Here is a 12,865-nt window from a genome sequence, read left to right as displayed (position 1 = left end):
GGATTTTACGTTCAAAAAAGCAAGTTATCGAAAAAAAGTTTTGCTTTTAGTTCGTGCGAGGCAAAGTTGACGGCTTTCTTTTTTCTCTCCGTGGGTCGTTTAGAAATTTACCAATAAAAATTCTAATTTTTAAAACCCATCCCGCTAAAGGGTACCCTGTTTTTTTCCTTTTAAACCATAAATTACTGCTGGATTATATTTTTTTGCAATGAAGCTACAATTTCTTCAAGCTTCATTCCGCGTGATGCCTTTACTAAAACCAGCGTTTCATCGTCGACATTTTGCTTTAATTGATTAATAAGCTCAGTTTTATCCGCAAAAGAGAATACCTTTTCTTTACCTAATGATCCTTGGGCTCCTTTGGCAATATATCCACCCAAATGCCCATAAGTAAAGAGCATGCTGATTTTTTCTGAATCAAGCATTTCCCCGATTTGAAGATGATACTCTTCTTCCTGAGGTCCTAATTCAAGCATGTCTCCAAGTACGAGAATTCTTTTTTCAAAACCTGACAAATTGGAAACCAGTTCAATTGCGGCAATCATGGAGGTGGGACTTGCATTGTACGCGTCATTAATGATTTTTTCACCTCGGGTACCTTCTACCAGTTCCATCCTCATATTGGTTAACTTAATATTTTTTAAACCTTTGCCCATTTCATCAAAAGGAATTGAGAATTCCTTTGCGACCAGCATCGCCGCCAGAGCATTTAAGATATTATGGGTGCCAAGTACAGGGAGATAAAATTCTTCCTCGGAACGGTTTGTTTTAAAACTGTTGCCGTTTTCAGCCTGAATGATTTCAACCGGATAAAGGTGATTCCGCTCACTTCTTCCGAATGTTTCAATTCGGATATTGCCCTCAAGCTCTTTAATCCGATTCATTAATAGAGGCTCATCACCGTGGAGGACAGCCAAACCGCCGTCTTTCAACCCTTGCAGGATTTCAAGCTTTGCTTCTGCAATACCTTCTCTTGAACCAAGGTCAAGCATATGAGATTCCCCAATATTAGTTATGACAACCGCATCTGGCCGTGCCAGTTTTGTAAGAAATTCAATTTCTCCTCTGGCGCTCATTCCCATCTCCAGTACCGCTATCTCTGTTTCCTCAGAAAGTTTTAAAACAGTCAAAGGCAGGCCAATATGATTATTGTAATTGCCTTCTGTTTTAAGAACCTTATATTTAAGCGATAGAAGTGCAAATGTCATATCCTTTGTAGTCGTTTTTCCGTTGCTCCCCGTAATCCCTACTACCTTAACCGGCAGTTCTTCTCTGTATTTTCTTGCCAGCTCCTGGAGTGCAATTAAACAATCTTCAACAATAATAATAGGAAGATGCAAAGGAGGATTTGGAACATCACTTTGCCATAAAGCTGCTGATGCTCCTTTTCTAATCGAATCCTCTACATACTTGTGGCCATCTGCTTTCTCCCCCTTAAAAGGAATAAACAGATTTCCTTTTTCAATTTTACGTGAATCGATGGATACTCCTGTAATTTCTGTATCCTGAAATGCTGTTATATCATTTAGGGCCGAAACCATTTTTGACACATGTGCCAAAGAACGCTTAATCATAGTGGCCTTCCCTTCCTTTCTTTTAAAGCTTATATGCCTTACTTCGGCACATTTACGCGCATCCACCCAGCTTTTAAAAAAGCATTCGCAGTCGCATTAAGCAGAAAACCCTTCAAAGTTTTAAGTTTAATAAAACGAATGGACACGGCGTTGCAGCCGTGTCACACGATGTTTAGTCATAGAAAAAGTAGCGTTAGAATGTATACTTAATTTTTTGTTTTTCACCATGGCGTTCAACTGCTAGCTCTACCAGGCGCTCAATTAATTGAGGATATTCGACTCCTGTGTGCTTCCACAGCAGAGGGAACATACTGAATGGCGTAAAGCCGGGCATTGTATTGACCTCATTAATAAATATTCTGCCATCCTTTGTTAAGAAAAAGTCTGCTCGGACCAGACCTGAACAATCAAGGGCTTTAAATGCCTTTATTGCCATCTCTTTGATCTCTTCGTACTGTTCTGCTTCTACATCTGCAGGGATAATCAAAGCAGTATTACCGTCTTCATACTTCGCTTTATAGTCATAGAACTCTACCTTAGGAACAATCTCTCCTGCTACTGAGCACTCAGGAGAATCATTTCCCATTACGCCTACTTCTATCTCACGAGCAGTGACTCCCTCTTCAATAATAATTTTACGGTCAAATTGGAAAGCCTCTTTAAAGGCAGTCTCCAGCTCGCTGCGTGAATTACATTTACTGATGCCTACACTAGATCCAAGATTTGCAGGTTTTACAAAACAAGGATAGCCAAGTTCAGCTTCCACCGTTTCATATGTCTTTTCTTTTTCCTGCTCCCATTCGCTTCTGATAAAGGCAGTGTATTTTACCTGTCCGAGACCAGCTTGCGCAAAGATATTCTTCATGATGACTTTATCCATCCCTGCTGCAGAAGCAAGAACGCCATTTCCTGCATAAGGAAGATTTAGAAGCTCCAGCAGTCCTTGGACGGTTCCATCCTCACCATTCGGGCCATGCAGAAGAGGAAAAATGACATCCATTGTGCTTCCTTCCTGGAATAAGGCAGGAGCAAGTGCGGATGCAGTTCCACTATCCTCCTGGGAAAATTCTAAAGCTTTAACATTTTCAACCGGACCTTGAAGCTGAGGACCTTTAACCCAATGTCCTTCTGTTGTTATGTAAATTGGATGAATTTCAAATTTTTCAAGATCAAGTGCTTTTATAACTGCAAGGGCAGTTTGCAAGGAAACTTTGTGTTCAGCCGATTTACCACCATACAATAAACCTAATTTTTTCTTCATAATGAACCTCCAATTAATCATCAGACATTTTTATTTTACCATTTTATAAATGAAGTGCCTAAAGAAAACCTGACAAGATTTATATACCTTGAATTCTAATTATTGTTAATTTTTTCAAAGCAAAAAAATGTTCTTATGGTTTTTTCCTCCGCAATAATGTTTCCCCTTTCCTATTTTATGAAACATATTGCTTGCCTGAAAACTTGGTATCAAAAAATTGTCAAGATTATTCTCTAACGTCTTTGAAAAGTAAAGCCCTGTTAACTTTTAAGTTGAATTTCTAAAAGGTGTGTTAAAGCTCATTGGCGATTTGCTCTTTGTTGATTGGAGCGGAAGGCGGGAGACTCCTTCGGGGAAAGCGGGTCAAAGGGAGACCCCCATGGACGCAAAGTCAAAGGTAACTGGTCGCAGATGCCTTCACCAAGTTACCTGCAGGCATTAGCTTGACCGTACGTTGAAAGCGAGCGGAAATCAACAGGCAATTGACACACTCGCATGAATGAAATCCACAGTTATTTCAGGACAGGGCAACAAAAAAAACGGCGCAATTTTACGCCGTTTTTTTATGTGTTAATAAACTTGAGACCCAAAACGCTGAAAATGATCATTCCGATAAATAGAATTCGTTTTTTATCTCTCGATTCCCCAAAGAAAAGCATACCCAAAATAACACTTCCGGCAGCTCCTATTCCGGTCCATATAGCATATCCTGTCCCTAACGGTATGGACAAAAGCGATTTAGAAAGAAAAAATAGGCTCAATAAGCCTGAAACGACAGATAAAACGGTGAACTTATGTACCTTAAATCCATCGGATAGTTTAGTAAAAATAACAAAGCCAATTTCTCCGCATCCCGCTAATAGTAAAAATAACCAGGCCATTACTCTTTCTCCTTTGCCATTTCATTTTCGCTACCGGAAGTGAGTTTTAATCCAATAATTCCGGCAATCAGCAGCGCAAGAAAGAAAAGCTTGGTCATTCCTATATGATGGGCAAATATCATTTCCACAACAACTGTTCCCGCTGCCCCAATTCCGGTAAAAACAGCATAGGCTGTACCTATCGGAATGGTCTTCATTGCTTTTGCAAATAAAATAAAACTAAAAATGATCAATAGAACCGTTATAATACTTGGCACTGGCTTGGTGAAACCGTTCGAATATTTCATGCCAAAAGCCCAGGCTATTTCACTTAAGCCCGCAACAAACAAATAAATCCAGGCCATTTTTGTACCTCCTAATCTGCTTTGTTCCCGGATAAAACCTCTTATAAGTTAAAAAATCTCCCTTTAGGCTGGGGAGATTTTGTTTTAATCCAAAAATAATTTCCATTCCTTTGTTTTTTTATCAAAAACCATTTTAGCATGGCACTGTTTCTTATTTATCTGGCTATACTCATCATACATATCGTCCATATTAGCGAAGTCTCCAATTACCCAGATAGGAATTTCAACCTTGCCTCTTTGGTGAAGTGCGTCTTTTATCGAGATACAGATTCCTTCCTTCATAAAAGGTGTCAGAGAAAGAAGAATTTCTTTATTTACATCTGGAAAGATCCGCTTCTTTTTAATGCCCAACAAGGTTTTTTCCTGCTTTAAATGTCCCATTTTACTAGCAATAGCCGAACTAAGCAGGGTAAATAGGTCCTTAAAACTTCGATAATAAGTCTTATTAAACCAGCCATCGTCATGCGCAAGATAAACAAAGCGGTTACCCAATTTGTTATAAAAAGGAGGTTTTAAATGATGCTTTAAATGTCCCAGGTATAAAAGTTCGGCAATCTCCTGCCCACTTAATTGATTTAAGTCCTCTTCCTCTATAAAATCAATCCAGCAAAAGTTCCCGTACCCGTAAACGCCGTCATTTACAAGCTTCTTTATTTTATCACTTGGAGCATACTGCAAAAGCGTATGCATGTTTAATTCTGAATCATCAAAACGGTGCTTTAATAAAAGCAGATGGTTTAAAGAACCTGAAAAAGCAGCGGCAAATTCCTCGAATTCTATGCCATATGAAATTACATATTGCTCTGTTTGATTTAAATGAACATAGATGAGATCCCGTATCTCTTGATTGTGCTTTTTCAAAGCAAAATTCCTCCAGTCTTAAGAAAAGCGCAAGCGGCCGTTTTGTGACAAATGGCTGGGGCACGACAGCAGAGATATAAGTAAATTTATAATCTTCTCTGACTGGTATGGCCTCCAGTTGCGGGCGCTGAAGCGAGAAAGTATTTAAAAACCTTTTAGATGTATATTAGATATTCAATAATAAAATTAGTCCTAAACAAGTCCTTAACCATTTTACCAAAAAACAGAAAAAATAGCTTATTTCAATTGTTTTACATTTTCACGGACTAAAAGAACTATGCCCGGGGTCCTTTTTAATATTTATATCCATTTTGAAAGCACGCCGAACAGGCTAGAAAGCCTCGTTAGCTTTGCCTCTTACGAAGGAAAAGTTAGCGTTTTCGAAGATGTGCTGTCTTAGCGTGATAAGTAACTGCGGCTCTGCTCTCACCTAAAGGCTCGACAATCGCCCGTTTATAATGAAATGATTAAATCCTTACGTTTCGAACAAGCCCTGCTTGTGGAATAATAATGAAATCAGGTATTCTTTGATCATTCACCATAGTTTGCCCTGAACCATTTCAAATTTCTCATTATTTACATATAATGAGTGATATTATTAGATACTGCCCAGAAGAAGGGAGCGTGAGACCTTGATTAAAAATATGAATGTAGATCAGATTACTTTATCCGTCATCAAAACTTTAAAAGAAAATAAGAAAAAAGACTTCGAAGCCATTCTGGATGAACTCCAGCCTTATGATATGGCGAAAATTTTTGAGAATCTCCCTGATAAATACCAAACCCGGTTTCTTCTTTTTCTGAATATAGACCAGATAGCTAATTTAATGGAAGAATTGGATAAAGAAGAACAGCTCGAGGTTTTAAATAAACTAGGCATCGAAAAATCCTCAAAGGTCCTAGATTTAATGGACAATGACGATTTGGCAAGCTTTTTGGAAGAGCTATCCCCCGAAAAGGTGGATTCTTATCTGTCCGGAATGAAAACGGAGGATTCCGCCTTTATACAGAGTATGATGAATTACCCTCAAGAAACGGCTGGAAGACTTATGACCAATCGTTTCGTGTGGATTCGCAATTATTATACGGTTATGGAAGCCGTTGGTAAAATGAAAACCTTTGCCCAGCTTGCAGAAACCTTAAATTATTTATACGTAATTGATGAAGAACGCAAGCTTGTAGGAGTTGTGTCCTACCGGGATCTTCTTTTGGCAGAGCCCGATGATACCATTCAAAATATTATGTTTGAAAGGGTTATTTATGTAACAGCCGATACAGACCAGGAGGAAGTCGCTAGGATGGCGGAAAGATATGACTTCCTTGCTATTCCCGTTGTTGATGATCAACATGTCCTGGTCGGAATTGTCACTGTTGATGATATTATTGACGTTGTAATCAGGGAAGCAAATGAGGATATTGAAAAATTATCCGCTTCCGGAAAATCAATTGACTTTGATACTAAAGCCCTCACGGCTGCCTGGCGCCGGCTTCCATGGCTTATCCTTTTGCTTTTTATCGGGCTGGTTTCAGGAAAGATTATCAGCGGTTACGAAACTACCCTGCATAAGGTAGTGGCACTTGCTTTCTTTATGCCCATGATAGCGGGTATGACAGGGAATACGGGGACACAGTCACTTGCTGTTGTAGTAAGAGGGTTAATCTCACATGATATAGAAAAGAAAATTGTCCTCCGGCTGGTTACCCGTGAATTGGGTGTCGGTCTTATAATTGGACTTACTTGCGGCATTCTCATTTCAATTATTGCTTACATCTGGCAGGGCAGTTTTGTACTTGGAGCAGTCGTCGGGTGTTCCCTCTTCTTTACATTAATTATCGGAACTTTGGCTGGCACCGTTATACCCTTATTACTTTACAAAATAAAAATCGATCCTGCCGTAGCCTCCGGTCCACTAATTACCACATTAAATGACATTTTTTCATTGGTAACCTATTTTGGCATCGCAACGGCGTTCATTAACTACTTAACATAAACATTACTAAAGCACACCTGGAAATCGGTGTGCTTTTTTACCTGCGAGTTCAAATTCTTCTAATACTCTGCGTTCGCTCTTGGATAAGCAAAGGTTATGAAGGACGAATCTCTTTAAAGATCAATCAAACTATCCATTCGAACGCCTTGAAAACATTCAACCGTTAAAACATAAAATTAAATACTCTTTTTGTTTAAGGTCCACTTTTTAAATTTCAGGAACCTTTTTCCAGTCTCGTTCGTCTTATTAGAGAGGATTTTTAAATATACTCAAAATATTACTCTCACTTGAGCGGGTGTCTTTGATGGAAAACAATCATAAGTATGACAGATTTGATTGGAGCTTAACACTAATCCTTTTTCTTTTCTTTTTGGCAAGCTGTGCTGCGATTTACAGTGCCCAGGCAGAGGCACAATACCAGGAGAATTTCTTCATAAAACAGATTTTTTGGTATGTTGTCGGTGCTGCCATCATTTTCATTTCCCTGTTATTTGACAGTGAACAATACCAAAGGCTTACCTGGTACCTTTATGGCTTTGGCATTCTGCTTCTTATCTCCATTATTTTAGCGCCTGAAAGTATCGCACCCCTTCGAAATGGGGCAAAAAGCTGGTTCATCGTTCCACATCTGGGATCAATTCAGCCATCCGAGTTTGTTAAAACGTTTTTAATATTGGCTTTGAGTCGTGTTATAGTGGCCCATCAGCAACATACTTTCATAAAATCTCTTGGTTCCGATATACTTCTGCTTTTCAAAATGGGCATGGTGACGGCCCTGCCATTAGGCTTTATTATGCTCCAGCCCGACCTTGGGACCGCCCTCGTGCTTCTTTCTATCCTTACCGGTATGATTCTCGTTTCGGGCATAAGCTGGAAAATTATAATCCCTCTGTATGGTGGGGGTGCCTCTTTGGCGGGATTTATTCTTTATATGGTTATTAGTAAGCCTGAGCTTTTAGAAAAATACCTAAAAGTCCAAACCTATCAATTTAACAGGATTTACGCTTGGATTGATCCTATTAATAACCAGAGTGATTCAGGATACCATTTGTTCAGATCACTTACTGCAATCGGTTCTGGCCTTCTTACCGGTAAAGGATTTGGCAAGCGGGAGGTTTACATTCCGGAGAGCCATACTGATTTTATCTTTAGCGTAATCGGGGAGGAATATGGCTTTATTGGCGGCAGTATCATAGTTGGCCTATTCTTTGTGTTAATTTTTCATCTCATTCGGACTGCACAAATCACAGATGATCCCTTTAATTCTTATCTTTGTGCAGGAATCATTAGCATGCTCACCTTCCATGTGTTTCAGAATATAGGCATGACCATTCAGGTTTTGCCCATTACAGGTATCCCTCTTCCTTTTATGAGTTACGGAGGGAGTTCATTAATGGGAAATATGTTTGCTATGGGGCTTATTTACAGCATTCGTTACCATCACCGTGAATATATATTTTCTAAGGGAGTTTCTTTAAGAGGTTAAAAGAGTTCCGGCTGTTTCATCTTAAGCGGATTGGGTACCTATACTATAAAACTGAAGCTAGGAAGGAGGGATAGGTCTTGAAATCACAAGGGAGTTTGATCCTTGCCATTCTGTTTGCTTTACTAGTAGCATTATTCGCTGTAATAAACGTGGACCCCGTAAAGGTGGATTATTTTTTCGGAACAGCAAAATGGCCGCTTATTTTAATTATATTAGGCTCAGTACTGGCTGGTGTTATCATTATGGGGGCAGTCGGTGCAAGAAAAATTTATGCCCTAAAACGCGAGATGAAAGTTTTACGCAAGGAAAAGGACGAACTGGAAGTCCGGAATCATTTAGCTAACACGGAGGCTGAACCTCACGAAAAAAATAACTACCGGCTTGCCGAAGAAAAATAGAAAAATAAAAAGGCTGTCTCTTTGATTCGCTGATGGACGAATTCTAAGAGATAGCCTTTATTTATATGTCTTCGAACCGAGTGCCACTCTCTAGTTTTCTGCCTTTGGTTTAATCATTTGAAAATGATGCTGGAGCACTTCTATTTCAAGAGGAGTTTTAAGATAAACTTCACCATCCGTATCGACATCTCTTGGCTGATCGGTACGGATATTTATTTTCTTTCCGGAAAAATGAAGGATTTCCTTTGACAGTTCTTCCTCTTCATCTGCTAAAGAAAACTCTCCTGATAGATACTCTTTTAAAACTCCCAGACCAGCATTTTTAAAAATAAATATATCGGCCAGCCCATCATTATAACTGATGCCGTTACACGGAAGGGTTCTGGTGCCAATCGAATGGCCATTTGCAGCAAGAATCATGACAGCTTCTCCATCTGAAATTTCCCCGTCATACTCTATCCTGTAACTAAAAGGATCCATATTGCGAATGGTGCGAATAGCGCTTAAATAATAGCCAATCCTCCCGAGAGCGGCCTTCTCATTTTCTTTTATATTATTTGAGGTTTCTGTTATTAAGCCCAACCCGCAAAAGTTTAAAGTATACCCATCGTTAACCTTCATAGCATCTACACTTATGATATCGCCATTCACAAGCATTTCGGCTGCGGATTTAATATCCTGTGGTATTCCGAGCGACCTGCTGAAATCGTTGCAGGTTCCCCCAGGCAATATTGCAACAGCTGGACGATTTTTCAGAGGGGCTAGTCCATTGACACACTCATGTACAGTTCCATCACCACCAAGAATAATAGCCAACTCCACAGTTTCACCATACTCCTGACATAACTTCATGGCATCACCCGGTTCTTCCGTTTTAAGCAATAATAGTTGTCCGATGCTTTCAGACAGAATGGGAACAGAAACACCTAAGGTTTTATCAATATCCTTCTGTCCTGCGTTACCGTTATAGATTAATAAAGCTTTTTTAAATCGCTGCACGTTTCTTCACCTCCACTTTTATATTTTTCTTTTTAAAGTTTTATTTTCGAAGATACCCTTCTGAAAAAAAGGTCCTTTTCAGAGAGTTCGAAAGTACGTGTGCGTATATGTTCTTAGAAGCCTAATATTTTGCCCTTACCCTTTATTAGCTGTATGGAAACTTGCTAGGTTGCTACAGCACATCGGAGGTCATGATGACAGTTTAGCCGGTAAAACGCTGGGTATATATGATTGCATACCAAACGATTAGGAGTGAAGCAATTTGAGCAAAAATCATTATTGGGCTGGCTGGGATCAATTCGCCTTCCGCTTGCCTGACTTTTTAATGGCCATCGCTGTATTGTTGATTGGATGGCTTGTAGCAAAACTTATCGAAAAGGGAGTTTATAAAGCTTTACAAAAAACGAGCCTTGACGACCGCCTTTTTCCAGACCACAACAATAATAATAAGAAATTTTCCTCGGAGAAGATTATCAGTAAAATCATTTACTATTTACTGTTGGTATTTGTTTTTATTCTCTTCTTTAACCTTCTCGATTTAAATATTATTGCCGGTCCTTTAGCAGGAATGCTTTCCACTGTCATGGGAGCTATTCCTAGTATTCTAAAAGCAGCATTAATTCTTTTATTCGCATGGCTGGTTGCTGCAGGGTTAAGTATGCTGGTTCGAAAAGTAGGGAAAACATTAAAGGTTCATCAGGGACTTCATAAACTAAATTTAACAAAAGAAAATCAGGACCCTTCCCAGCTTATCGACAGAATAGCAAAAATTGTTTTTTACCTGGTTCTTCTGTTATTCCTTCCGGGTGTTTTAGCTGCTCTTAATATCAACGGCATTTCAGGTCCTTTCTCCAATATGCTGACAAGCATGCTGGCTTTCCTTCCAAAGCTGTTTGGAGCTGCACTGATTGTATTAGTTGGCTGGTTTGTAGCAAAAATCGTGAGAGATATTCTTACAAACTTCCTTCAAGCACTTGGATTAGAAAAACTAGTACAGCGTTTCGGACTATCCAATTTATTTTCTGGGACAAGTCTTTCCGCTGTCATCGGGAATATTGTATTCGTTCTAATCCTCATTCCGACCGTTATTACTGCTCTTGAAAAATTAAATTTAAAAGGTATTTCTGAGCCTGCTATTTCTATGCTGAATACCATTTTAAATATGATTCCGAATATCATTGTTGCCGTTCTTTTCATCCTTGCAGGCTTATGGATTGGAAAATGGATCAACAAATTTGTTACACAGCTTCTTGACCGAATTGGTTTTAATTCTTTCTTCCATGGAATGGGTATTGGCAAAAGCACCGCTGCTGTTTCCATTTCAAAAGTGGTCGGCTATATTGCCCAAATATTCGTTGTACTACTATTTGTTGTCCAAGCATTAAATATATTAAATTTAAATTTCCTTGTAAGACTTGCAACAGGCGTTATCGCTTATCTTCCAAATGTATTTGCAGCAGTAGTTATCCTTTTAACAGGACTATTCCTTGGCGGTGTTGTTAAAAAGATCCTAGAAGGCATGATTCAGGGTCCTCACTTCCGTCTGCTGCCTTCAGTTGCAAAATATGCGATCCTCGCCATTTCTATATTTATGGCACTTGATCAGCTTGGAGTCGCAGCATCAATTGTAAACTCTGCCTTTATTCTAATTCTTGGCGGATTGGCTCTTGCTTTTGGCTTATCTTTTGGTCTTGGCGGAAGAGAATTTGCAGCAGTATATCTTGCAAAACTGGATAAGAAGATCTCACAGACTTCTGTACAATCCCCTCCCCCAAATCAGGGACAAAAGGGGAATATGAATCCAGGCCAGATTAATCCTCCCCCTCCGAATAATAGACCTGGCGGAAATAATCCTAACGATATACAATAAGCATAATTTTAAAGGCTTTGGAACTTTCCAAAGCCTTTTCTTAATAAAAATTTAAGGATTAGCTTGTATAATATAAAACAGTGGCATACACTTTTCATAGGAAATCCTAAACATAGGGATGCCTTTTTATTTTCTAGGCTGAATTTTTTAAAAAGTGAAGGTGAATCATGAAGGACTTTATATTTTCCGTTTTATCATTCTTATCGGACTTGGGCTATTTAGGTATTGCTCTTGGACTTATGATTGAGATAATTCCAAGTGAAGTTGTATTAGGTTACGGCGGCTATATGATTTCTAAAGGAATGTTTAGCTATCCTGGCGCAGTTATTGCCGGAGCCATTGGCGGCACCATCGCGCAGCTTTTCCTTTATTGGGCGGGTTATTATGGCGGGAGGCCGTTCCTTGAGAAATACGGCAAGTACATATTGATTAAAAAGAAACAGATCGATATATCCGAGAAATGGTTTGAAAAATATGGCGCAGGAGTGATTTTCTCTGCCCGTTTTATCCCAGTAGTTCGGCATGCGATCTCTATTCCAGCCGGAATTGCAAAAATGCCTGCAAGCAAGTTCACTCTCTATACCATAGCAGCAATTGTTCCTTGGACAATCTTTTTCCTTTACCTCGGTGAAGTTTTAGGGAAAAACTGGGCCAATATTAAAGAATATGCACAGCCCTATGTGCTTCCCACAATCGCAGTCGCAGTTGTGATTGGCGTCATATACTTTCTCATTAAAAGGAAAAGTAAATAATTGATTAAAAGCAGTCCCAAATTTCTGGGACTGCTTCTTTTTTGTAAATAGGTTTTGGGATCAATCAATTCGTTTTTGATTTCTATCAATTACTTTTTGATTTCTATTAATCTGTTTTTGATTTTTATCAATCATTTCTCTACTTTTACCAATGACAATTAGCACCTTATCAATGCTTCGTTCCGTTAACAAGAGCCTTTTCAAAATCAAGGTACTCTAGTTTTACTTATTACGCTCCAAACGCATATCCCGAGAAAACTATGCATTTCCTTCATGCAAAGATTTTGCTAAGGAAGCCTTCCTTGTCCTGTCTCGTTCGTCCAGAATTTTTGAATATAAATTCTGAGATTAGCTAAAAAAAGCGCCCTGTTTCTGATATATACCCCTTAATTCGGACAGTCATATAAAAGAGCCTATATTGCTAATAGGTGGCCCCGGTATTGTACCG

General features: G+C 39.1%; 12 protein-coding genes. 5 read left to right on the top strand and 7 right to left on the bottom strand.

Translation table 11 applies throughout. The features are described from left to right. Positions 1-182: 182 nt before the first annotated feature. The 5 genes from AC3WR0_RS23550 to AC3WR0_RS23530 all read right to left on the bottom strand — a co-directional run bounded on the left by AC3WR0_RS23550 (position 183) and on the right by AC3WR0_RS23530 (position 4,921). Positions 183-1,574, bottom strand: coding sequence for a UDP-N-acetylmuramoyl-tripeptide--D-alanyl-D-alanine ligase (locus AC3WR0_RS23550; protein WP_492554551.1), 1,392 nt, complete (start codon positions 1,572-1,574; stop codon positions 183-185). A 193-nt stretch (positions 1,575-1,767) separates the two neighbouring features. Continuing rightward, on the bottom strand, positions 1,768-2,835 hold the full coding sequence (locus tag AC3WR0_RS23545) for a D-alanine--D-alanine ligase (RefSeq protein ID WP_492554550.1): 1,068 nt from the start codon (positions 2,833-2,835) through the stop codon (positions 1,768-1,770). A 563-nt stretch (positions 2,836-3,398) separates the two neighbouring features. Then, positions 3,399-3,716: a DMT family transporter gene (locus tag AC3WR0_RS23540; RefSeq protein ID WP_492554549.1), complete on the bottom strand. Its 318-nt coding sequence runs from the start codon at positions 3,714-3,716 to the stop codon at positions 3,399-3,401. Then, positions 3,716-4,060 carry a DMT family transporter gene (locus tag AC3WR0_RS23535; protein ID WP_492554548.1) on the bottom strand — a complete coding sequence of 115 codons (345 nt, stop codon included), beginning with the start codon at positions 4,058-4,060 and terminating at the stop codon, positions 3,716-3,718. The genes AC3WR0_RS23540 and AC3WR0_RS23535 overlap by 1 nt, the downstream gene beginning before the upstream one ends. An 84-nt stretch (positions 4,061-4,144) precedes the next feature. After that, positions 4,145-4,921: a hypothetical protein gene (locus AC3WR0_RS23530; RefSeq protein ID WP_492554547.1), complete on the bottom strand. Its 777-nt coding sequence runs from the start codon at positions 4,919-4,921 to the stop codon at positions 4,145-4,147. A gap of 632 nt (positions 4,922-5,553) precedes the next feature. On the opposite strand from AC3WR0_RS23530, the gene mgtE reads away from it, so the two are divergent. The 3 genes from mgtE to AC3WR0_RS23515 all read left to right on the top strand — a co-directional run bounded on the left by mgtE (position 5,554) and on the right by AC3WR0_RS23515 (position 8,796). Then, positions 5,554-6,912, top strand: a complete 1,359-nt coding sequence (gene mgtE / locus AC3WR0_RS23525; RefSeq protein WP_492554546.1) for a magnesium transporter — start codon at positions 5,554-5,556, stop codon at positions 6,910-6,912. 301 nt (positions 6,913-7,213) lie between these two features. Beyond that, the gene (locus tag AC3WR0_RS23520) at positions 7,214-8,398 is read left to right on the top strand and encodes an FtsW/RodA/SpoVE family cell cycle protein (protein WP_492554545.1); all 1,185 of its coding nucleotides are present in this window, start codon (positions 7,214-7,216) and stop codon (positions 8,396-8,398) included. Positions 8,399-8,475: 77 nt separating this feature from the next. After that, positions 8,476-8,796, top strand: coding sequence for a LapA family protein (locus AC3WR0_RS23515; RefSeq protein WP_492554544.1), 321 nt, complete (start codon positions 8,476-8,478; stop codon positions 8,794-8,796). 90 nt (positions 8,797-8,886) lie between these two features. Here AC3WR0_RS23515 and AC3WR0_RS23510 read toward each other — a convergent pair whose 3' ends face one another. Then, positions 8,887-9,795, bottom strand: a complete 909-nt coding sequence (locus AC3WR0_RS23510; RefSeq protein WP_492554543.1) for a YegS/Rv2252/BmrU family lipid kinase — start codon at positions 9,793-9,795, stop codon at positions 8,887-8,889. Between the two features lie 325 nt (positions 9,796-10,120). On the opposite strand from AC3WR0_RS23510, the gene AC3WR0_RS23505 reads away from it, so the two are divergent. Together AC3WR0_RS23505 and uptA are read left to right on the top strand one after the other, a co-directional pair. Continuing rightward, positions 10,121-11,665 (top strand): mechanosensitive ion channel, encoded by a 1,545-nt coding sequence (locus tag AC3WR0_RS23505; RefSeq protein ID WP_492554563.1) that lies wholly within the window; start codon positions 10,121-10,123, stop codon positions 11,663-11,665. A 167-nt stretch (positions 11,666-11,832) separates the two neighbouring features. After that, positions 11,833-12,417 (top strand): undecaprenyl phosphate transporter UptA, encoded by a 585-nt coding sequence (gene uptA / locus AC3WR0_RS23500; RefSeq protein ID WP_492554542.1) that lies wholly within the window; start codon positions 11,833-11,835, stop codon positions 12,415-12,417. Positions 12,418-12,477: 60 nt separating this feature from the next. On the opposite strand, the gene AC3WR0_RS23495 is transcribed toward uptA, so the two are convergent. Then, positions 12,478-12,621, bottom strand: a complete 144-nt coding sequence (locus AC3WR0_RS23495; protein ID WP_492554541.1) for a hypothetical protein — start codon at positions 12,619-12,621, stop codon at positions 12,478-12,480. Between the last annotated feature and the right edge of the window lie 244 nt (positions 12,622-12,865).

This window comes from Neobacillus sp. FW104-15D2, from assembly GCF_058790155.1.
The sequence above is the reverse complement of the archived record's forward strand: the minus strand, read 5'-3'. Positions and strand labels throughout refer to the sequence as shown.

What these genes read in the sequence shown, in the direction of transcription:
- AC3WR0_RS23545 (WP_492554550.1), bottom strand. Translation starts at nt 2,835, where the DNA reads ATGAAGAAAAAATTAGGTTTATTGTATGGTGGTAAATCGGCTGAACAC.
- uptA (WP_492554542.1), top strand. Translation starts at nt 11,833, where the DNA reads ATGAAGGACTTTATATTTTCCGTTTTATCATTCTTATCGGACTTGGGC.
- AC3WR0_RS23535 (WP_492554548.1), bottom strand. Translation starts at nt 4,060, where the DNA reads ATGGCCTGGATTTATTTGTTTGTTGCGGGCTTAAGTGAAATAGCCTGG.
- AC3WR0_RS23540 (WP_492554549.1), bottom strand. Translation starts at nt 3,716, where the DNA reads ATGGCCTGGTTATTTTTACTATTAGCGGGATGCGGAGAAATTGGCTTT.
- AC3WR0_RS23550 (WP_492554551.1), bottom strand. Translation starts at nt 1,574, where the DNA reads ATGATTAAGCGTTCTTTGGCACATGTGTCAAAAATGGTTTCGGCCCTA.
- AC3WR0_RS23505 (WP_492554563.1), top strand. Translation starts at nt 10,121, where the DNA reads ATGGCCATCGCTGTATTGTTGATTGGATGGCTTGTAGCAAAACTTATC.